20 protein-coding genes are annotated in these 23,113 nt (G+C 35.1%); all 20 read left to right on the top strand.

From position 1 onward, the window contains the following. Positions 1 to 280: 280 nt before the first annotated feature. Positions 281 to 1,408, top strand: coding sequence for a BMP family lipoprotein (locus D2K62_RS02210; protein ID WP_112180900.1), 1,128 nt, complete (start codon positions 281 to 283; stop codon positions 1,406 to 1,408). Between the two features lie 216 nt (positions 1,409 to 1,624). Continuing rightward, positions 1,625 to 3,133, top strand: a complete 1,509-nt coding sequence (locus D2K62_RS02205) for an ABC transporter ATP-binding protein (protein ID WP_112182705.1) — start codon at positions 1,625 to 1,627, stop codon at positions 3,131 to 3,133. After that, positions 3,133 to 4,179, top strand: a complete 1,047-nt coding sequence (locus tag D2K62_RS02200; RefSeq protein WP_117160853.1) for an ABC transporter permease — start codon at positions 3,133 to 3,135, stop codon at positions 4,177 to 4,179. The genes D2K62_RS02205 and D2K62_RS02200 overlap by 1 nt, the downstream gene beginning before the upstream one ends. Further along, entirely contained in the window at positions 4,180 to 5,133 is a 954-nt protein-coding gene (locus tag D2K62_RS02195; RefSeq protein WP_117160852.1) for an ABC transporter permease, read from the top strand. It begins immediately after the preceding gene. A 176-nt stretch (positions 5,134 to 5,309) separates the two neighbouring features. Next, positions 5,310 to 6,596, top strand: coding sequence for an EF-P 5-aminopentanol modification-associated protein YfmF (gene yfmF, locus D2K62_RS02190; RefSeq protein ID WP_117160851.1), 1,287 nt, complete (start codon positions 5,310 to 5,312; stop codon positions 6,594 to 6,596). Next, positions 6,589 to 7,875 carry an EF-P 5-aminopentanol modification-associated protein YfmH gene (gene yfmH / locus D2K62_RS02185; protein WP_112180904.1) on the top strand — a complete coding sequence of 429 codons (1,287 nt, stop codon included), beginning with the start codon at positions 6,589 to 6,591 and terminating at the stop codon, positions 7,873 to 7,875. The genes yfmF and yfmH overlap by 8 nt, the downstream gene beginning before the upstream one ends. A 6-nt stretch (positions 7,876 to 7,881) precedes the next feature. Further along, a complete protein-coding gene (gene ymfI, locus D2K62_RS02180; protein ID WP_112180905.1) occupies positions 7,882 to 8,601 on the top strand; it encodes an elongation factor P 5-aminopentanone reductase in 720 nt (239 codons plus the stop codon). A gap of 69 nt (positions 8,602 to 8,670) precedes the next feature. Continuing rightward, positions 8,671 to 8,931: a DUF3243 domain-containing protein gene (locus D2K62_RS02175; RefSeq protein ID WP_112180906.1), complete on the top strand. Its 261-nt coding sequence runs from the start codon at positions 8,671 to 8,673 to the stop codon at positions 8,929 to 8,931. 232 nt (positions 8,932 to 9,163) lie between these two features. After that, positions 9,164 to 10,063, top strand: a complete 900-nt coding sequence (locus tag D2K62_RS02170; protein ID WP_117160850.1) for a helix-turn-helix domain-containing protein — start codon at positions 9,164 to 9,166, stop codon at positions 10,061 to 10,063. A gap of 80 nt (positions 10,064 to 10,143) precedes the next feature. Further along, complete coding sequence (pgsA, locus tag D2K62_RS02165; protein WP_112180908.1) at positions 10,144 to 10,722, top strand: CDP-diacylglycerol--glycerol-3-phosphate 3-phosphatidyltransferase; 579 nt, start codon at positions 10,144 to 10,146, stop codon at positions 10,720 to 10,722. After that, positions 10,722 to 11,969 carry a competence/damage-inducible protein A gene (locus D2K62_RS02160; protein WP_112180909.1) on the top strand — a complete coding sequence of 416 codons (1,248 nt, stop codon included), beginning with the start codon at positions 10,722 to 10,724 and terminating at the stop codon, positions 11,967 to 11,969. The genes pgsA and D2K62_RS02160 overlap by 1 nt, the downstream gene beginning before the upstream one ends. A gap of 210 nt (positions 11,970 to 12,179) precedes the next feature. Continuing rightward, complete coding sequence (gene recA, locus D2K62_RS02155; protein WP_112180910.1) at positions 12,180 to 13,262, top strand: recombinase RecA; 1,083 nt, start codon at positions 12,180 to 12,182, stop codon at positions 13,260 to 13,262. A gap of 318 nt (positions 13,263 to 13,580) precedes the next feature. After that, positions 13,581 to 15,143, top strand: a complete 1,563-nt coding sequence (gene rny, locus D2K62_RS02150) for a ribonuclease Y (protein WP_198663115.1) — start codon at positions 13,581 to 13,583, stop codon at positions 15,141 to 15,143. A gap of 174 nt (positions 15,144 to 15,317) precedes the next feature. Then, positions 15,318 to 16,115: a TIGR00282 family metallophosphoesterase gene (locus D2K62_RS02145; protein ID WP_112180912.1), complete on the top strand. Its 798-nt coding sequence runs from the start codon at positions 15,318 to 15,320 to the stop codon at positions 16,113 to 16,115. Positions 16,116 to 16,219: 104 nt separating this feature from the next. Then, positions 16,220 to 16,480: a stage V sporulation protein S gene (locus tag D2K62_RS02140; protein ID WP_112180913.1), complete on the top strand. Its 261-nt coding sequence runs from the start codon at positions 16,220 to 16,222 to the stop codon at positions 16,478 to 16,480. A gap of 83 nt (positions 16,481 to 16,563) precedes the next feature. Continuing rightward, on the top strand, positions 16,564 to 17,490 hold the full coding sequence (locus tag D2K62_RS02135; protein ID WP_117160849.1) for a dipeptidase: 927 nt from the start codon (positions 16,564 to 16,566) through the stop codon (positions 17,488 to 17,490). Positions 17,491 to 17,610: 120 nt separating this feature from the next. Further along, complete coding sequence (miaB, locus tag D2K62_RS02130) at positions 17,611 to 19,188, top strand: tRNA (N6-isopentenyl adenosine(37)-C2)-methylthiotransferase MiaB (RefSeq protein ID WP_112180915.1); 1,578 nt, start codon at positions 17,611 to 17,613, stop codon at positions 19,186 to 19,188. 1 nt (position 19,189) lies between these two features. After that, a complete protein-coding gene (locus tag D2K62_RS02125; protein WP_112180916.1) occupies positions 19,190 to 19,567 on the top strand; it encodes a YlbF/YmcA family competence regulator in 378 nt (125 codons plus the stop codon). Between the two features lie 272 nt (positions 19,568 to 19,839). Next, the gene (cotE, locus tag D2K62_RS02120; protein ID WP_117160848.1) at positions 19,840 to 20,397 is read left to right on the top strand and encodes an outer spore coat protein CotE; all 558 of its coding nucleotides are present in this window, start codon (positions 19,840 to 19,842) and stop codon (positions 20,395 to 20,397) included. Positions 20,398 to 20,524: 127 nt separating this feature from the next. Next, complete coding sequence (mutS, locus tag D2K62_RS02115; protein ID WP_112180918.1) at positions 20,525 to 23,113, top strand: DNA mismatch repair protein MutS; 2,589 nt, start codon at positions 20,525 to 20,527, stop codon at positions 23,111 to 23,113.

Below are 23,113 nucleotides of genomic sequence, written 5' to 3'. Positions count from 1 at the left end.
CACTCTTTTTTGTAGGAATAAGTATTTATTTCTCGAATTAAAAGTGTTATATTATTCTTTGACTATATTATTAGTATTTTTCATATGAACTGATAGGTAGGACAACCATTTACTTTCACAAAAGTTAAGTATACATAATGTGGATTAGTTTTTAAAAGTTAATTTTTAAGTTGTATTGTTAGAAAAAGAATGTTAAATTCCATACTTTTAGGAGGTGGTGCGCAACATCGGGTTTTAGCAAAGTTTAAGGGTTAACATAAAAATTATTGGGGGTATTTCGTTGAGAAAAAATCGTTTATTACTTATTTTAGGTTTATTATTAGCAGCTGTTTTAATTTTAGGGGCTTGTGGTACTTCTGATGAAGAGGATACTTCAAGTGAAGATACAAGTTCAGAAGATACTACAGAAGATGCAACAGAGGACACAGAAGAGGAAGTTGATTATAAAGTTGCAATGGTTACTGATGTTGGTGGAGTAGATGACAAATCATTTAACCAATCAGCATGGGAAGGTTTAGGTGCATTTGGTGCAGATAATGGCTTAGTAGAAGACGAAGGTTATACGTATGCACAATCTGATCAAGATGCAGACTTTTTACCAAACTTAAACCGCTTAGTACAACAAGATTTTAATTTGATCTTTGGTGTAGGCTATAAATTAGCTGAAGCACTTGGAGAAGTTGCAGGTCAAAATCCTGATACGAATTTCGCTATTATTGACTCAGTTGTAGAAGGTGATAACGTTGCGAGTATTACATTTGCTGAACAAGAAGGATCTTTCTTAGTAGGTGTTGCTGCAGCAATGAAGTCTGAATCAGGTAAAGTAGGTTTTATTGGTGGAGAAGAAAGTGATTTAATTAAACGTTTTGAAACTGGTTTTGTTGCTGGTGTTGCTTCAGTAGATCCAGAAATTGAAGTGGTAAGAGAATATGCCGCATCATTTGCTGATGCAGCTAAAGGTAAAGCAATTGCAGCTAGTATGTATAACGATGGTGTAGATGTAATTTATCACTCATCAGGTGCAACTGGTAATGGTGTATTTGCTCAAGCAAAAGATATTAAAAATAGTGATCCAGATGCTAATGTTTGGGTTATCGGTGTAGACCGTGATCAATATGATGAAGGTGCAATCAATGATACAAATGTTACGCTTACTTCTATGCTAAAACGTGTAGATGTTGCAGTTAACGATTTAGCAACACAAGGTTTAAATGGTGAATTCCCAGGTGGGGAAGTTCTTACATTTGGTCTTGCTGAAGATGGTGTTGGTGTCGCTACTACTAACGAAGAAGCGTTCACTGAAGATATAGCAACAGCTGTTGAGGAATCCAAGCAACAGGTTCTTGATGGAACAATTGAAGTTCCAACAACAGATGACGAATTAGACGCGTATCTAGAATCTCTTTAAAAAGTAAGAAAAGGCTAGAATTTTCTAGCCTTTTTCTTACTATAAATACTTAATTGTTAACTAATAATAAATTACAGAATAGGTGCACATAAATAAGTGTGCGTTAAAGTCATTAAATGAAGAGCTAACTCGCCCCTTTTCATTTGACGATTTTATTTTAATTCTCAAGAGAGAACCGTATAAGGAGTGGGGATTTTGGATAACTATGTAGTCGAAATGCTTCGAATACGAAAAGAATTTCCGGGTATCGTTGCAAATAATAATATTACGTTACAAGTAAAGCAAGGAGAGATTCATGCTCTTCTAGGCGAAAATGGTGCTGGAAAGTCAACGTTAATGAATGTTTTATTTGGTTTGTATCAACCAGAAAAAGGTGAAATAAAAGTAAAGGGGAAAAGTGTTAAAATAACTGATCCCAATGTTTCAAACAAACTAGGAATTGGAATGGTGCATCAACATTTCATGTTAGTTGATACATTTACTGTTACGCAAAATATTATACTAGGTAAAGAACCGCGAAAAAATGGACAAATAGATATCAAAAAAGCTGAGAAAGATATTGTTGAACTTTCCCAAAAATACGGTTTACATGTTGATCCAAACGCAAAGATTCGTGATATTTCGGTTGGAATGCAACAACGTGTTGAGATATTGAAAACACTTTATCGTGGTGCTGAGGTACTCATTCTGGATGAACCTACAGCGGTATTAACACCACAAGAAATAAAAGAGTTAATGGCAATAATGAAATCATTAATTAGTGAAGGGATTTCTATTATCTTAATTACACATAAACTAAAAGAAATTTTAGATGTATGTGATCGTTGTACAGTTATTCGTAAGGGAGAAGGTATTGGTACAGTAACGGTTAAAGACACCAATGCGAATGAACTTGCTTCTTTAATGGTTGGTAGAGACATTAGTTTCTCAACAGATAAAACACCTGCACAACCAAAAGAAAAGGTATTGACGATCAATAATTTGTTTGTAAAAGATCTTCGAAATGCCATGATGGTAAAAGATTTGAATTTAGATGTAAAAGCTGGCGAGATTGTTGGTATTGCAGGTATTGATGGAAATGGACAGACTGAATTAATTGAAGCAATAACAGGTTTAAGACCTTCTGAATCTGGTGAAATTTTAGTGCATGATAAGGTAATAACGAATATGTCACCGAGAAAAGTTACTGAATCAGGTGTCGCACATATTCCACAGGATCGTCATAAATTTGGTTTGGTTCTAGATTTTCCAATTGGAGAAAATATGATATTACAAACTTATTATCAGAAGCCATATGCTAATAAAGGTGTCTTATCATTTAAACGTATATATGAATATGCTAAAGGACTAATTAGTGAGTATGATGTGCGTACGCCTAGTGTCTATACAAAAGCAAGAGCGTTATCTGGTGGAAATCAGCAAAAAGCAATTATTGCACGTGAAGTTGATCGTTCGCCTGATTTATTAATAGCTGCTCAACCAACCCGTGGTTTAGATGTGGGTGCAATTGAATTTATTCATAAAAAGTTAATAGAAGAACGCGATAAAGGGCGGGCTGTTTTACTATTATCATTTGAATTAGATGAAATTATGAATGTAAGTGACAGAATTGCAGTTATGTTTGATGGTAATATTGTTGCAAATCTTAAACCTGAAGAAACAAATGAACAAGAATTAGGCTTATTGATGGCTGGTAGTAGTAAGCAGAAAGCAGGTGAACATTAATGTTTTCTAATCGCCTATTTAACATATTAATACCAACAATTTCTGTCTTTTTAGGTCTTTTAGCAGGTGCCATTATTATGCTTGCTTTTGGCTATAATCCTATCGAGGGATACATCGCATTATGGAATGGGGCTTTTGGAAGCAGTTATTTCTTTGGAGAAACAATTCGACAGGTTACACCATACATATTTACAGGTCTAGCAGTAGCATTTGCCTTTCGTAGTGGGCTGTTTAATATTGGTGCAGAAGGTCAAGTAATTGTTGGTTGGCTTGTGGCAGTTTGGATTGGTTCAAGTTTTGAAGCGCCAATGATTATACATTTACCACTTACCATCTTAGGTGCAGCTTTAGCGGGAGCCTTTTGGGGATTTATACCTGGTTTGTTAAAAGCAACAAAGGGTGTACATGAAGTTATTATTACAATTATGATGAATTATATTGCGTTACACTTATCTAATTATATGATCCGAAATGTATTGACAGATAATCAAGATTCATCAAATCGAATTGCAGAGAGCGCGTCTCTTTCTTCAACTTGGTTAATGGAATTGACCGATTATTCACGTATACATTGGGGAATACTCATCGCTCTTTTCGCTGCATTTATCATGTGGTTTTTAATAGAAAAAACAACTGCTGGATATGAATTTAGAGCTGTTGGTTTTAATCCTAATGCTTCAAAGTATGCAGGAATTAACGTGAAGAAAAATATTATACTATCAATGGTCATTTCGGGTGCATTTGCTGGTTTGGCTGGTGCTATGGAAGGCCTTGGAACATTCGGTTACATGCCTTCACACTCAGCATTTACTAACTTAGGATTTGATGGTATCGCTGTCGCATTATTAGGTGGTAATGCTGCTTTAGGTACTGTAATTGCCGCTTTCTTATTTGGAAGTCTAAAGGTCGGTGCATTAAACATGCCAACTTCAGCAGGTGTTCCTTCTGAATTAGTTGAAATTGTTATTGCATTAATCATCTTTTTTGTAGCTTCAAGCTACTTTATTCGTTGGATTTTACTTCGATTTAAAAAGGAGGGGAAGTAAATGGCATTTATTGATTCGCTACAATCAATTATACCAATCGCCTTGTTTTATTCTGCTCCTCTTATCTTCACTGCACTTGGTGGTGTCGTTAGTGAACGTTCAGGTGTTGTAAACATTGGTTTAGAAGGTCTAATGGTAATGGGTGCGTTTGTTGGAATTGTATTCAACTTAACCTTTGCAGATGTATTTGGTGCTGCTACACCTTGGATTTCGATTATTGCTGCGGCTGTAGTCGGAGGGATTTTCGCTTTATTACATGCTGTAGCTTCTATTACATTCCGTGCTGATCAAGTTGTTAGTGGTGTTGCAATTAACTTTTTAGCAGTTGGACTTGGTGTATTTTTAACGAAACAGTGGTATGGAAAAGGACAAACGGATATGGTACAACAACCATTTTATTCTAAATCCGTTCCGATCCTTTCAGATATTCCAGTTATAGGAGAAATGTTTTTTGCTAGAGCATATTACACTTCTTACTTAGCTATTTTCCTTGCCTTTGTTGGCTGGTTTGTTTTGTATAAAACAACGTTTGGATTACGCCTTCGGTCAGTTGGAGAGCATCCGATGGCAGCTGATACAAATGGAATAAACGTTTATAAAATGCGGTATATTGCTGTTATCTTATCAGGTGCATTAGGTGGTCTAGGTGGGGCTGTATTCGCACTCACTATTGCGTTAAATTTCTCTGGATCAACGATTGTAGGTCAAGGGTTTATGGCGTTAGCAGCTGTTATTTTTGGGAAATGGCATCCACTTGGTGCTTTAGGTGCAGCTTTATTCTTCGGTTTTGCACAAAGTTTAAGTGTCTCAGGTCTTCCAATATTAGATAATGTACCTGATGTTTATTTAACTATTGCACCATACTTATTAACTATTCTTGCGTTAGCAGGGTTTATTGGTAGGGCAGAGGCACCAAAAGCAAGTGGTGACCCATATATTAAAGGTAGCCGTTAATTAGATAGTTTTCATTCGTAAACATAGTATAGATAAGAACACAAAAGAGCCTGGTAATTGTTACCGGGCTCTTTTTCTAGTAAAATGTATTTTAGGGTTATATTAATGGATAGGAAAGATATATATTAACAATGCTATGTACATCAATGTACATTAGATTTAGAGGAGGAAATGTAATGACTTTTGTCACAGAAGATGTAACAGAGCAACAAGGTTACAACTTACATGTTTTACAAAGTAAAAAATTTAAAACAATTCACCTTACAGTGAAATTAAAATCACCATTAAATCGTGAAAATATCACAGAAAGAGCTTTGCTTCCTTTTGTATTGCAACAAGGAACGAATAAGTATCCAACATCAAGTCTATTTCGTAGGGCATTAGATGACCTATTTGGCGCAACCTTGTCTATTGATAGTGCCAAAAAAGGAAATGATCATGTTATGAGTTTCAGGATGGAGATAGCAAATCAAACATACTTATCGACGGAGCAAAACATTCTTGAGGAAGCGTTACAGTTCTTAAGTGATGTCATTTATGATTCCAAAACGATAAAGGAAGCATTCGATCAAACAATTGTCAGTAGAGAAAAACAAACATTGAAACAAAAAATAAATGCAGTAGTTGATAATAAAATGAGCTATGCGAACATGCGTTTAATTGATAAAATGTGTGAGGGAGAAGCTTATAGTCTACATGTGCATGGTTATCAGGAGGATTTAAATCGGATAGATGAAAAAAGTTTATATACTTACTATCAACAACTACTACAAGAAGATCAAATGGATGTTTATGTGTTGGGTGACTTAGAAAATATTGATGTAAATAAATTAATTCCGTCTTATTTCAATAAAAAAAGAAATCCAAAGCTTGTTGAAATTGAGCACGATCAAAAAGAACAAAGTGAGCCTAAGGAAATTATTGAAGAGCAAGCGATGCAACAAGGCAAATTACATTTAGGATATAGAACAAACATAACCTTTCGTGATGATGCGTACCCTGCACTCCAAATATTCAATGCTATTTTTGGAGGTTTTCCAAGTTCGAAGTTATTTATTAATGTGCGCGAGAAAAATAGCTTAGCTTACTATGCATCCTCTCGTTTTGAAAGTCATAAAGGTTTATTATTTGTTTTTAGTGGAATTGATCCAAAAGACTATGCAAAAGCAAAAGGGATTATAGTGGAACAAATGGATGCAATGGTTAATGGTGATTTCACTGAAGAACAGATAGAGGAAGCAAAAAAATTAGTTGTTAACCAGTGGAAAGAAACGTTAGATCATCCAGATGGTTTAGTAGAAATATTATATCATCAAGTGTTGGCAGGTGCGGAACGATCACCAGATCAATTTGTTAAAGAGATTAATCAAGTTTCTAAGGATAACCTTTTGGAAGTTGGCCAAAAGATCCAGTTAGATACCGTCTACTTTCTAACAGCACAAGGGGGTAACGAAAATGCATAAACAAACATATGACCAATTAAAAGAAACGGTATATACAGAAACACTCAATAATGGTTTACGTGTCTTTTTATTACCTAAACCTGAAATGACCAAAACATTTGGTATTTTCACCACGGACTATGGATCAATTGATCAATCTTTTACACCGATTAATCAAAAGGAGCATGTAACGGTTCCAGATGGCATTGCTCATTTCTTAGAACATAAATTATTTGAAAAAGAAGATCGTGATGTTTTCCAAGATTTCACCAAACGTGGAGCATCCGCTAATGCATTTACTTCCTTTACAAAAACAGCTTATTTATTCTCTTCTACAACAGAAGTTGAAAATAATATAGAAACGTTATTGGACTTTGTTCAAGATCCTTATTTTTCAGATCAGTCAGTTGAAAAAGAAAAAGGAATTATTGCACAAGAAATTCAAATGTATGATGATCAACCAGATTGGCGTTCGTTTTTTGGAACACTAAAAAGTATGTATCATCATCATCCAGTTCAAACTGATATTGCTGGTACGGTTGCTTCGATACAAGATATTACAAAAGAAGATTTATATACCTGTTACCAGACGTTTTATCATCCAGCAAATATGGTTATATCGGTAGCAGGAAATTTTGACCCTGATCAAATGATGGAACTTATCCGTTCAAATCAACAGGCAAAAACATTTAGCCCATTAGAAAAGATTGAACGCTCATTTCCAGATGAACCTGATACAGTTGCTAATTCGAAGGAAGTATTGGAAATGCCTGTGTCAATCTCAAAATGTATGGTCGGTATTAAAGAGAACGCCCAAAAAATTGATGAGTCCTTTATGGAGAAAGACTTATTAGCTGACATGCTTTTAGAACATTTTTACTCGAAAAGTGGTCCTTTCTACCAAGAATTATATGAAAAGAATTTAATTGACGATAGTTTTTCTTTTGAATCTAGTCGAGAGAAGAATTTTGCATTCTCAATTATTGGAGGAAATACAGAAAATCCAGATGAATTAGCTGAAGCGTTGAAAGAGCAATTAATGAGTTGGAATGATATAAAGATAACGGAAGAAGATTTTGTTCGAATGAAGCGTAAAAAAACTGGTGAGTTGTTACGTGGTATGAATAGTTTGGAAAATATGGCGAACCAATTTACACATTATCAATTACTTGGTTTTGATTATTTTAATTTACTTCCTACTACGGAAAAGCTAACTTTAGAAGCAGCTAATACATTTCTAAATAATTGGGTACATGAAATGAATGTTTCTGTTTTTCAAATTGTCCCAGAAAAAGGTTGAGAGTAAATGAAAAAGCATTGCCTTATTCTAGGCGCTAGTGGATCAATTGGATCTGCGATTGCGATGCGTTTAGTTAAAGAAGGGTATACATTATCCTTACATTTTAACCAAGATCATCAGTCCATCAGAAAAATGGTTCAAGCGTTTCCAGATGAAGTAGTATTAGAAGTAATTCAAGCTGACTTAAGTAATAAAGAGGGAATTGACATGTTTCTTGAAAAATTAACTCTATCGCCTACACATATTGCTTTTGCCAGTGGTCAAGCGCATTACGGGTTACTGCAAGATACACCATCTGATGTGATGGATAGCTTATACCATGTACATGTGAAAGCAATGTGGAAGATTACGCAAGCATGCTTACCTTCGATGATTGAGAAGCGAAATGGTAACATTATTGTCATTTCATCCATTTGGGCAGAGATGGGTGCAAGTTTTGAAGTGATTTATTCATCTGTTAAAGGTGCACAGAACAGTTTTGTTAAGGCGGTTGCACAAGAAATTGCAGGGACTGCTATTCGAATTAATGCAGTTAGTCCTGGGTTTATTGATACAAAGATGAATCAACAACTTACAGAAGTTGAGAAACAATCGGTCATTGACAACATTCCAGCAAATAGAGCAGGAAAGCCAGAAGAGGTAGCTGAACTTGTTTGTTTTTTATTTGACGATCAAAAGTCTTCCTACATTAATGGTGAAAACATAAAAATATCTGGTGGCTGGTAAAAATGATGTATATTTTTTATTCCAAATTCAAAAGCTACACGCGTAAGCAAAAAGAAGGAGGAATAAAATATGTCAGTTCTAGATAATTTTGAAACATGGAAAGATTTTCTAGGTGATCGTTTACACCAAGCAGAGGGGCAAGGAATAAGCCAGAACGCCATCTCAGATCTGGCTTATGATATAGGTGATTATTTAACGAATCATGTAGAGCCTAAAAATGATCAAGAAGCTGTAATCAAAGAACTTTGGAATGCAGCAGATCAAAAAGAACAACATGCTATTGCAAATACAATGGTTAAGCTTGTGCAAAGTGAAGGTACAGATCGTTAATGTAACATGAAAGAAATGAAAGTCCTTGCTATTGTTAGCAAGGACTTTTTATTGAAAATTGACTGATTTGTCTTTATTCTTGTATGGTTGAAATTATAAAAATTGTTTAACATATAAAAATTCCCTTTTATAAATCTTGAAAATCATTTATCATAAGAAGATAGTGTATAGAAGATGTGGATTTAATATATAAAGATACTTAGTGATAATAAAGATGGATGGTGTTATATAAATGGAAATTGGATTGAAATTAAAGGAAGCAAGAGAAGCGAAGGGTTTATCGTTAGATGACTTACAAAAAAAGACAAAGATTCAACCGCGGTATTTAAAAGCAATAGAAAAAGGCGACTTTTCTGTCATGCCTGGCAACTTTTATATTCGTGCGTTTATAAAGGAATATGCTGCTGCTGTTGATTTAAATCCTGACGAAGTACTGACTGAGTTTAAACATGAGCTACCTTCTGCTGAAGAGGATACAGTTGAATACACCCGTATTCAGCGTAGTCGAAAAAACACACCATCAACCAAAACACCGGCTGTCTTTTCATTATTGCCAACGGTGATTGCTGTATTGTTAATTATCGGTGTAGCTTTTGTAATTTGGTTATTCACCTCTGATTACTTTTCAGAAGATAGTTCACCAACAACAGAGAATGAAACAAGTGAGCAGAATGGTGGGGATGAGGTGCAATTACCTGCTGAAACAGAAGAAGAGGAGCCAGTAGAGGAAGAAACCGATGAAAATGCGGAAGAGGACGAAAATGCTAGTGAAGCGGAAGATGAAGAAACGGTAGACGAAACAACATTAGAGTTAACTGAGTATGCAAATAACGAATCTACTTATACCCTGACAAATGCGGGGGATAGTTTAGAATTAGTATTTGAAACAGATACAGCGAATTGGTTGGAAGTTGAAAATGATTCAGGTGAAAACTTTTATGAAAGTACATTCCAAGCAACAGAATCACCATTGGAACTGGATCTATCTGGAACAGAACAAATCTATTTGCGTTTTGGTGAACCAACAGAATTATCTATAATGGTTAATGGCGTCACATTAGAATTGTCAGAAGATATTGGTCCAGCTCAAATACAAAGAGTTTGGATTAATGTAGAACAGGATACAGAATAAGTAGAAGCAAACCCTTTTCATCAAACGGTGGGAAGGGTTTATAATTGTGTTAGATATGAACAGGGAGGATTTACTTTATTATGAACATTCCAAATCGCATTACATTGTCACGTATTTTTCTAATTCCGGTATTTATTATTTTATTAACCGTTCCTTTTGAGTGGGGAAGTTGGACGATTGGTAATCAAATCTTACCAGTTGTTGATTTTGTTGCAGCAATGCTATTTATTCTGGCTTCCGCTACAGATTGGGTGGATGGTTACTATGCTAGAAAACATAATCTTATTACAAACTTAGGAAAGTTTTTAGACCCTATGGCAGATAAATTATTAGTAACTGCCGCATTTATTTTATTAATAGAAATGGAAATGGTTCCGGCGTGGATTGTTATTATTATTATTAGTCGTGAGTTTGCTGTGACAGGATTGCGTTTGGTAGCAGCTGGGGAAGGACTTGTTTTAGCAGCAGGGCAAATGGGTAAATTAAAAACGGTATTTCAATTGGCAGCTATTTCCGTGTTATTGTTACATAACTTTCCTTTTTCTTATATAGGTTTTCCTTTTGGTTCCATTCTACTTTATGTAGCTTTAGCATTAACGGTAGTATCTGGCGTTGATTATTTCATTAAAAATTGGCATGTAATGAAAGGATCGAAGTAATGCAAACATACAATGCAGAAATTATAGGAGTAGGAACAGAACTATTATTAGGTCAAATTTCAAATACGAATGGACAGTGGATTTCTAGTCAACTAGCAGACAAGGGTATTAGTGTATTTTATCATCAGGTGGTTGGTGATAATTTAGAACGTGTTAAGACGACTTTTTCAGCTGCGGCTGACCGGTCTGATCTGGTTCTAATTACTGGTGGTCTTGGTCCAACGGATGATGATTTAACACGGGAAGCTTTTCAGGCATTAACAGGAAAATCGCTTGAAGAAAATGAAGAGATTATCGAAAAAATTTCCGGTTATTTCAATAGAACAAATAAACAAATGTCAGTTAATAACCGTAAACAAGCACAAGTGTTTACAGATGCGGTTATTATACCCAACCAGGAGGGAACTGCACCTGGAATGATTGTTAGGTATAATAAGGCACTGTTCATATTTATGCCTGGTGTACCAAGAGAAATGAAAGCGATGATGACTAATTTTGTTTTACCATATTTAAAAGAAAATTTAGGTTTGAAAACAATTATTAAATCTAGAATGCTAAAATTTATCGGTATTAGTGAATCACAATTAGAAACAGATGTGAAGCAAGTAATAGATAAACAAGACAATCCAACAATTGCCCCCTTAGCAACAGATGGTGAGGTAGCACTTCGGATTACAGCTAAAGCTGATACGGAATCAAATGCTGATCGAATGATCGAAAAAACGGAAGCAGAAATAAAGGCTACAGTCGGTCACTACTTTTATGGTTATGATAATACAACGATCAATCATACTGTTTTACGTCTATTATTAGAAAAGAAGTTAACGATCGCAGCAGCGGAAAGTTTAACAGGTGGTCGGTTTGCTGACGCGCTTGTTTCAATACCCGGGGCAGGAGACGTATTTCAAGGTAGTATTGTTAGTTATGCCGCGTCATCCAAGGTAGATGTATTAAACATACCTGAGCACGTAATAGAGAAAGAGGGCGTCGTAAGTGAAGCATGTTCTTATGAGATGGCCATGCGTGTTCGCGAGAAATTTGATGCATCAATTGGTATCAGTTTTACAGGCGTAGCTGGACCAGATCCTTCAGAAGGAAAAGAAGTAGGAACGGTGTTCATTAGTATTGTGGAGAAAGGTAAAGAAGTACTAACGAGATCGTACTATTTTCCTGGAGAAAGAAATACCATTCGAAATAGATCAGTAAAAAAAGGTATGGAATTATTATATAAGTGGTTAGTCAGTTAATATTATTTTAGTTTAAATTTTTTGTGGAATATGATGTAATGTGATTTTATCTGTGGTAAATTAGCTTAAAATTGAAAATCACACTAAATAAATAACAAAATTGGAAATAAAAAAGTTCTGAATTTTTGGGAACATTTATTCGCTTTTTGCTTGTTAAATCTCATAAAACAAGTTATGATAGATATAGTTAAATGACGAGGGGGAAATAATGTGAGCGATCGTAAACAAGCCTTAGATATGGCGTTAAAACAAATAGAAAAGCAATTTGGTAAAGGTTCCGTTATGAAATTAGGAGAACGTCCGGAACAAAAAGTTGCTACTGTGTCAAGTGGTTCTTTAGCTTTAGATGTAGCGTTAGGTGTTGGTGGATACCCAAGAGGAAGAGTTATTGAGATTTATGGACCAGAATCTTCAGGTAAAACAACTGTTTCCTTACATGCAATAGCTGAAGCACAACGAGAAGGCGGAACAGCTGCTTTTATTGATGCTGAGCATGCGTTAGATCCTATTTACGCTAAAAATTTAGGTGTTAACATAGATGAACTTCTTTTATCACAACCTGATACTGGTGAGCAAGCATTAGAAATTGCTGAGGCACTAGTTCGCAGTGGCGCTGTTGATATGGTAGTTGTTGATTCTGTAGCAGCGCTTGTACCAAAGGCTGAAATTGAAGGTGAAATGGGTGACGCACACGTTGGTTTACAAGCTCGTTTAATGTCTCAAGCATTACGTAAATTATCTGGTGCGATTAACAAATCAAGAACAACAGCTATTTTCATTAACCAAATCCGTGAAAAGGTTGGCGTTATGTTCGGTAGTCCTGAAGTAACACCAGGTGGTCGTGCCTTGAAGTTTTATGCATCGATTCGTTTAGATGTTCGTCGTGCTGAAACATTGAAACAAGGTAATGATATGGTTGGTAATAGAACAAGAATAAAGGTGGTAAAAAACAAAGTTGCTCCTCCGTTTAAACAAGCAGAAGTAGACATCATGTATGGAGAAGGTATCTCAAGAGAAGGTGAAATGCTTGATATGGCTTCAGAAGTAGATATCGTGCTAAAAAGTGGTGCATGGTACTCATATAATGAAGAGCGTCTTGGACAAGGTCGTGAGAATGCGAAACTATTTCTTAAAGAGAATCGCGCTTTAGCAGATGAAATCTATCAAAAAGCTAGAAATCATTATGGTTTAGGTGAAAAAGTAGAAGAAGTAGTAGCGCCTGTTAAAGAAGAAAAGGCTAAGAAAGACGAAAAAGCTAAAAAAGAAGAGAAAAAAGAAGAAAATAAAGTTTAATGCTTTGTTTAACTTATAAAGCTGTTGATGAGACATGAAGTCATGTTTTATCAACAGCTTTTTTATAAATAAGTCTAGAAAGGTGTAATTTTTATCCAAATAGGTATTGACTTTAACGACAATATAATAAATTGTCGTCAGAATATGACGTTTCCTTGACAATACATATATGCAAGATTAGAATTAAAATGTATAATTTTATTAGTAAACAATTATACATTTTGATTAATTATGCATTCATAATGGTAAAACTGTACATGCCGACCTGAAATTGTTTTGTACAAATTTATAGCAAGAGGAGGTGAAACCATGGATTTCATGGATATATTACTAGTAGTCATCTCCAGTTTGCTTACCCTTATCGTCGGTATTGTTGTTGGTTATCTTGTTCGTAAATCTATTGCAGAAAAGAAGATTTCTAGTGCAGAAGAATTAGCGAAACAGATTGTTGAAGAAGGACATCGCAACGCGGAAGTAGCCAAGAAAGAGGCGCTTTTAGAAGCGAAAGATGAAAATCATAAAATTCGTCAACAAGCGGATCAAGATCTTCGTGAGAGAAGAGCTGATTTACAAAAACAAGAGAATCGTCTTATGCAAAAAGAAGAGAATTTGAACAGAAAAGATGAGACGCTTGATAAGCGTGAACTCATGTTAGAGAGAAAAGAAAGTTCGCTAGCAGAAAAACAACAACAAATTGAAGTAATGGAAAGCAAAGTGGGAGCTATGTTAAGCGAGCAACAAACAGAACTTGAAAGAATTTCTGGTTATACAACTGATCAGGCTAGACAAGTTATTCTAGAACGAGTAGAAAAAGAGCTAAGTCATGAATCAGCGGTCATGATTAAAGAATCTGAGAATCGTGTCAAAGAGGAATCGGATAAAAAAGCAAAAGAGATATTATCACTCGCTATGCAACGTTGTGCGGCAGATCATGTGGCTGAAACAACTGTGTCTGTTGTTAATCTTCCAAATGATGAAATGAAAGGTCGAATAATAGGACGTGAAGGACGTAATATTCGTACACTTGAAACATTAACTGGTATTGATTTAATTATAGATGACACACCTGAGGCTGTTATTTTATCTGGTTTTGATCCAATTAGAAGAGAAACGGCACGAATTGCTTTAGAAAAACTAGTACAAGATGGGCGTATTCACCCAGCACGTATTGAAGAAATGGTTGATAAATCAAGACGTGAGGTAGATGAATATATTCGCGAAGTTGGCGAACAATCTACTTTTGAAGTTGGCGTACATGGTCTACACCCTGATTTAGTTAAAATTATTGGTAGATTGAAATATCGTACGAGTTATGGTCAGAATGTATTGAAACACTCTATGGAAGTGGCGCACCTTTCTGGTCTGCTTGCTGCGGAACTTGGAGAAGATGTAACACTTGCAAAAAGAGCTGGTCTACTTCATGATATCGGAAAAGCGATTGACCATGAAGTTGAAGGAAGCCACGTAGAAATAGGTAAAGAATTAGCTATGAAATATAAAGAAAATGAAGTTGTTATTAATTCAATTGCTTCTCACCATGGTGATGAAGAAGCAACTTCTGTTATTTCAGTACTTGTAGCTGCAGCAGATTCTTTATCTGCCGCTAGACCTGGTGCACGTAGCGAAACATTAGAGAATTACATTAAGCGCTTAGAAAAACTAGAAGAGATTTCAGAATCTTATGCTGGGGTAGAAAAATCGTTTGCTATTCAAGCAGGGCGAGAAGTGAGAATCATGGTGAAGCCTGATGAAATTGATGATTTAGAATCATTGCGCATTGCGAGAGAGATTCGTAAACGTATAGAGAATGAACTCAATTATCCAGGACACATAAAAGTAACCGTAATTCGAGAAACAAGAGCAGTAGAATATGCAAAATAAAGCGACCATTGGTCGCTTTATTTTTTTAGATACACTTTTGTCACTTTAAGCGGGTATGTTATGTCGTAGTTTATTAAGAAAATGAATATGATTCTAGTATTTCTATGTTTTGACTTTTTATTATGGATATGTGACACTAAATGTAATTTAAGAGCGAGGAAGGTTCAACTTATAATGAAAATATTATTTATTGGTGATGTAGTAGGCTCACCTGGAAGAAATCAATTGCAACATTACTTACCAAAACTAAAACAAAAATATCAACCACAACTTACAATTGTAAATGGAGAAAATGCTGCAGCTGGAAAAGGAATAACGGAAAAAATATATAAGCAATTCTTAGAGTGGGGCGCTCAAATTATTACAATGGGCAATCATACATGGAATAAGAAAGAAATATTTGAATTTATTGACAGTGCAAAGTATATGATTCGACCAGCCAACTTTCCGGAAGGGACTCCTGGACAGGGCATGCAATATATTAATTGGAACGGAATTAAGATTGCTGTCATTAATTTACAAGGTAGAACATTTTTAGACCCAATTGATGATCCGTTTCGAAAAGCAGATGAACTTGTCGATGAAGCAAGAAAACATACGAATATTATTTTTGTTGATTTCCATGCAGAAGCAACAAGTGAAAAGCAAGCTATGGCGTGGTATTTAGATGGACGTGTTAGCGCTGTCGTAGGGACGCATACACACACACAGACAGCCGATGAACGTATTTTAGATAGTGGAACTGCCTATATCACTGATGTAGGTATGACAGGGCCATATAACGGTATTTTAGGTACAGATCGGGAAGCTGTAATGAAACGGTTCTTAACAAGCTTGCCCGTTCGTTTTGAAGTAACAGATGAAGGTAAAGATCAACTAAATGGTGTCATCATTGATATTGATGACAAAACAGGAAAAGCAAAGAATATCAAACGAATTTTAATTAATGATGATCATCCATTCTTTTCTTAATAGTTGATTTATTTGGAATACAGTTCATAATAAAAGTAATAACTATCATCTCCAAGAATATAGTAAAAGTGGAACTACTATAGTTAATGAAGGAGGTAGCAGGAATGGACGTATTAAAAGTTTCAGCAAAATCAAATCCTAATTCAGTAGCAGGAGCACTTGCGAATGTTCTAAGAGAACGCGGTACAGCAGAGCTTCAGGCAATTGGCGCCGGTGCAATAAATCAAGGCGTTAAAGCAGTAGCAATCGCAAGAGGGTTCGTTGCACCCAGTGGTGTTGATCTAATTTGTATTCCGGCTTTTACCGATATTATGATTGATAATGAGGAACGAACAGCAATTAAGCTGATCGTAGAACCTAGGTAATACAAAGACAACCTGTTTGCATTCCGCGCAAACAGGATTTTTTTGTTAACCATTAATTTTTCAAAAGAAAAGAGTGAAGATTTATGATTATTGATGCGCATTGTGATGTGTTGTTGAAGCTTTGGGAAGAAGACATATCATTTAAATCAAGCGATAAATTACAAATAAATGAGAGAAAATGGAAGGAAAGTCCGGTTAAGGTACAATGTTTTGCGATTTTTGTTCCACCAGAAGTTCCAGATGATATACAATTTCAAGTTGCATTAGAAATGATTACAATTTTCTTTGAAAAAATCATTCAACCATATGACGATATAAAATTTATATCAAATAAACAAGATTTACAAACGTTAAAACCGAATGAACGTGGTGCGATCTTGACACTTGAAGGTTGTCAAGTTATCGGGCGTGACTTGAATAAATTGAAAACATTAATTCGATTAGGTGTTCGAGCGGTAGGTTTGACTTGGAATGAAGCAAATGCTGTTAGTGATGGAATTGGGGAAAAACGTGGAGCAGGTTTAAGTAGTTTTGGTGAACAAGTGATTAATATATTGAATGAAGAACAAATTTGGACCGATGTTTCACATATTTCTTATCAAGGATTTTTTGACGTTATCAAACGTGCTGACTATGTGATGGCATCTCATTCTAATGTTTCACAACTATGTGATCATAGGAGAAATCTGGATGATAAGCAAATTCAATTATTAATAAAGAAAAAGGGCTGGATCGGCGTTACATTTGTTCCATATTTCACACGGAGAAAAGAACCTGTTAGCTACGAACATGTAATCGAACATATCTTATATTATGTAGAACAAGGTGCAGAAGATTGTTTGGGCTTCGGTTCTGATTTTGATGGAATAGAAACTTATATTAATGGTTTGGAAGATATTACTGGTTATCAGGAGTTTCAGAATGCTTTGAGAGCACAATTATCTACTGATCAGTTTATAAAAATAACATATCAAAACTTCATCAATAAATTTCCAAGAGTAAAAGAATAGCTGAAAAAGTTTTGTTTTTACTCAGAATTCTTGCTATAATAGTACAATTGGATTGATTGGTATGAATCGACTTGAACTAGGTATTTTACTAGTCAACTTTGAAAGGAGTTTTACATTGAAATGAATGAGCAACAGCGAAAAGAAACAAATCAAATTAAACAAGTAGATTCAACAGACGTAAAATCTGGACTGGATTCTAACTTAGATAGACTCAAAAACATGGACTCTGATGAATTAATTGGTAAATATTTTCAAGCGACTTATGAACCACCTAATTTAAAGCAAGCTAAAAAAAGAAGACGTGAAGACGTTCAAATACATTATGATTATTCAATTTCTCATGAAATGAAAAATATTGGGCAAGGAAAGAAATTTTTGATTCGCACGTATGGTTGTCAAATGAATGAGCACGATACGGAAGTAATGGCTGGGTTATTAACGGACATGGGGTATGAATCAACAGATAATACAAATGATGCAGATATTATTTTACTAAATACATGTGCAATTCGTGAAAATGCTGAAAATAAAGTATTTGGTGAAATCGGACATTTGAAACCACTTAAATTGGAAAAACCTGATTTAATTGTTGGTGTGTGTGGCTGTATGTCACAAGAAGAATCAGTAGTAAACAAAATACTTAAGGTACATCCGTTTATTGATATGATTTTTGGTACACATAATATTCATCGCTTACCAGAGTTATTAAAAGAAGCGATCTTTAGCAAAGAAATGGTCTTAGAAGTTTGGTCAAAAGAAGGCGATATCATTGAGAACTTACCTAAAGTACGTAAAGGGAAAATCAAAGGATGGGTAAATATTATGTATGGCTGTGATAAGTTCTGTACATATTGTATCGTTCCATACACACGTGGAAAAGAACGAAGTCGTATGCCAAAAGATATTATCCATGAAGTACGTCAACTGGCTGCACAAGGTTATAAAGAAATTACGTTACTTGGTCAAAATGTCAATGCGTATGGAAAAGATTTAGATATTGACTATGGTTTAGGTGAACTAATGAATGAGATTAGTAAAATTGATATACCGCGTGTACGCTTTACAACTTCACATCCGCGTGATTTTGATGATCGTTTAATTGAAGTACTTGCACAAGGTGGAAATCTTCTAGACCATATTCATTTACCGGTTCAGTCAGGTAGCTCAGAAGTATTACGCGTAATGGCGCGTCGTTATACACGAGAAAGCTATTTAGAACTAGTTAATAAAATTCGCAAGGCAATGCCAAATGCTACACTTACAACAGATATTATTGTTGGTTTCCCTAATGAAACAGATGAGCAGTTTGAAGAAACAATGACACTAGTACGTGAAGTTGGTTTTGATGGTGCATATACATTTATCTACTCTCCAAGAGAAGGTACACCAGCTGCCAAATGGGAAGATAATATTCCAATGGAAGTGAAGAAGGAACGTCTCCAGCGTTTAAACGCATTAATTAATGAACAAGCGAAAAATGCGATGTTAAAATACGAAGGAGAAACGGTTAAAGTATTAGTTGAAGGTGAAAGTAAAAAGAATCCAGATGTACTTTCAGGTTATACAGAAAGAAATAAACTTGTTAATTTTAAAGCTCCAAAATCAACAATTGGTAAAATAGTTGATGTAAAAATTATCGAAGCGAGAACATGGTCACTTAATGGTGAACTAGCCGAGCAACCAGTTGAGGTATATTAATATGGCATATTCTAAAGAAGATGTCATTTCAAAAGCTGATGAGCTAGCTGCACAAATTGCAAATATTGAAGAAGTAGACCGTTTCAAACAAGTTGAAGAACGATTAAATAATAATCAAAAAATAAAAAAACTAATTAACCAAATGAAAGCTTTACAAAAACAAGCGGTAAACTTTCAAGCATATGGCAAGACAGAAGCACTAAAAAAAGTGGAGAAAGAAATCGACCTTCTCCAAGAAGAAATTGATGAGATTCCAATCGTGCAGGAATTCAGGGAATCGCAAGTAATGATTAATGACATTTTGCAAGTGGTAACAGAAACAATCACAGATGAAGTTACAAAAGAAATGAAAGATGCATCCTCTTTTACAGATAAGTAAAACAAATAGAAATGGCTAACAGTGTGTTTAACGACATGTTAGTCATTTTTTTGTGTTTATGGAGAGTTTTGTTTATAACAACTAATTACGTCATTGAATAGCACTTTTTAAAAAATATTAGAAATCATTTGTACCGTTTTATAGGCAAATGCATACGATGAATTAGAAACGCATGCAGATCGCCTTATTTAAAAAAGGGCAAGTGTATCATATGCACTTTAGGTAGATGTCCTGCATAAACTGACAATGAATAAAGAGGAGGTTATATATTTATGTCTTTCCTTGATCAAGAATACCGCGAGATCATCACAAGGGCTGTTATCGGAAAAGGGCGTAAATTCGTTCAAGATACCAACACAATTACACCAACGCATAAGCCGTCTAGTATTTTAGGTTGTTGGATCATCAATCATTTATACAATGCCAAGAAAAAAGGAGATGGCTTGGTAGAGGTAAGTGGTAGTTATGATGTAAACGTTTGGTATTCTTATAACGATAACACTAAAACAGAGGTTGTAACAGAACGTGTCGTGTACTCTGATGTCATTAAATTATCTGTAAAAGATAAACAGACATTAGGCGACAAAGCAGAAGTTTTTGCTAAAGTATTACAACAACCAAACTGCTTGGAATGCACGATTGCAAGCCACGACCACAAAATCGTAGCAGAAGTTGAGCGCGAATTTTTAGTCGAAGTAATTGGCGATACAAAAGTGACTGTTAAAGTTGATCCAAGTGGAATTGTGGCAGATGATGAAGATTGGGATATTGAATTAAGAGACGATGAATTTGAAAGTCTTGATCCTGATTTTCTAACAAATGAAAAATAAACTGTCTGAAGAGCGTGATGCAACAATCACGCTCTTTTTCTGTATTGTATATGTTACAAGTACAAAAATCATTCATAGATATGCTATAATATAAGAATGAAATTTTGTACGTGTGGGGGATATAAAGATGGCAGAATTCACGCCAATGATACAGCAATATTTAAAGGTAAAAGCAGACTATAAAGATAGTTTCCTATTCTTCCGACTTGGGGATTTTTATGAAATGTTTTTTGATGATGCACTTAAAGCTTCTAAAGAATTAGAGATAACATTAACAAGCAGAGATGGTGGTGGAGAAGACCGGATTCCGATGTGCGGTATTCCATATCATGCAGCCGCTAATTATATTAAAAATTTAGTAGAAAAAGGTTATAAAATAGCAATCTGTGAGCAAGTGGAAGATCCAAAGGTAGCTAAAGGCGTAGTCAAACGTGAAGTTGTCCAGCTTATTACACCAGGAACGATTATGGAAGGTAATATGTTAAATGAAAAGGAAAACAATTATTTGGCTAGTATTAGTCAGTTTGATACAGATACATTTGTGATTACTTACAATGATTTGTCAACTGGTGAAAATAGTGTTGCTTTAATTGACACTGGTTGGGATCAATTGATGAGTGAACTTTTCAATAGACCGATTAAAGAAGTAGTTATTTCAAAGGAATTAGAGAAACGTTATCAAAATGATTTAACAGAGCGCTTACTCGTTACGTTATCATTTGCTGAATCAACAACAATTGATAGCTCTTTCACTCCACTAGTAAAGGAATTAGCGGATGAACGATTAAAAGTGGCCTTTGGTCGAATGCTTTGTTATATTCAATCAACCCAACAACGATCGTTGGACCACCTTAAACCTGTTCAACTAATTGAATTAAAACAATATATGACATTAGATATGTATTCAAAACGTAATTTAGAATTGACCGAAACAATCATGCGTAAAGGAAAACAAGGTAGCCTGTTATGGGTATTAGATAAAACTGTAACAGCAATGGGAGCACGTAAATTAAAAAAATGGTTAGAACGTCCATTGTTGCAAAAGTCTTTACTTGAACATCGTTATCATTTAGTTGAAGGATTAATCGCACAATTTTTAGAACGAGAGGCACTACGAGACACATTAGAATCAATCTATGATATGGAACGCTTATGTGGACGAGTTGCTTTTGGGAATGTAAATGGTCGTGATCTTCAACAACTCAAACTTTCATTAGGGAAAGTTCCAGATTTAAAAGCTATTTTAGATCAATTTGAGAACAAAGAAGTACAAGCATTAGGAAATGGTGTAAACACGATAGATGCGCTTTATGATCTACTTGAAAGTAGTATTGTGTTAGACCCACCAATGACGATTAAAGAAGGTGGCGTTATTAAAGACGGCTATCATGAGCAACTTGACCAATACCGTTATGCTTCAAAAAACGGCAAGCAATGGATAGCTGAGCTTGAACAAAAAGAAAAGAAAGCAACGAATATAAAATCCTTGAAGATCGGCTATAATCGTGTCTTTGGTTATTATATTGAAGTGACAAAAGCGAACTTGCACCTATTACCTGAAGGGAAATATGAGCGTAAGCAAACGTTAACGAATGCGGAGCGTTATATTACACCAGAATTAAAAGAAAAAGAAACGTTAATTTTAGAAGCAGAAGAGAAAAGTGTTGATCTAGAACATCAATTATTCACTGAACTTCGCGAGCAAGTAAAAACATTTATTCCACAACTACAAACACTAGCTGACAAAATAAGTGAAATTGATGTTTTACAAGGATTTGCTACAGTAAGTGAACTAAATGATTATCATCGTCCAACTTTTAATGAAGATCGTCAAATTAATATCGAAAAAGGACGCCATCCAGTTGTTGAAAAAGTAATGAAAGATGATATGTATGTGCCGAACGATGTTGATATGAAAGATGTGACAGACATTTTATTAATTACTGGGCCAAATATGTCTGGTAAAAGTACGTATATGCGCCAATTAGCCCTAATTACGATCATGGCCCAAATTGGTTGTTTTGTACCATGTGAAAATGCATCACTCCCAATATTTGATAAGATATTTACTCGAATAGGTGCAGCTGATGACTTAGTTGCCGGTCAAAGTACATTTATGGTCGAAATGCTTGAAGCAAAACATGCGATCACAAATGCAACAGAAAACAGTTTAATTTTATTAGATGAGATTGGTCGTGGGACAAGTACTTATGATGGAATGGCACTCGCACAAGCAATTATTGAATATGTACATGATCATGTAGGTGCCAAGACATTATTCTCTACCCATTATCACGAATTGACAACATTAGAGGAAACACTAGAACAATTGAAAAATGTGCATGTTAGGGCCGAAGAATTTGAGGGGAAAGTTGTTTTCTTACATCAAATTCAAGATGGCGCAGCTGATAAGAGTTATGGTATTCACGTAGCCAAGTTAGCAGCCTTACCAGATCAACTGATTGACCGTGCTACAGTTATCCTAGAACAACTAGAGACAACAGATGTAAAGGGTAAACAGAAGGAAGCTGCGGATGATGCACAGTTAAGTTTTTTTGTTGCGGAACAAAAGGCAAGTAGTCAAACAGTAACAAAATCAAAAGCTGATAAAGCACTACAAAAGTCACTTAAAAAGATTAATATAATGGAAATGACCCCAATGCAAGCAATGAATGAGTTATATCGCTTACAACGCCTAGCGAACGAGGAGGAGTAA

This window comes from Paraliobacillus sp. X-1268, assembly GCF_003426095.1.
GTDB classification, from domain to species: Bacteria; Bacillota; Bacilli; order Bacillales; family Amphibacillaceae; genus Paraliobacillus_A; species Paraliobacillus_A zengyii.
The sequence above is the reverse complement of the archived record's forward strand: the minus strand, read 5'-3'. Positions and strand labels throughout refer to the sequence as shown.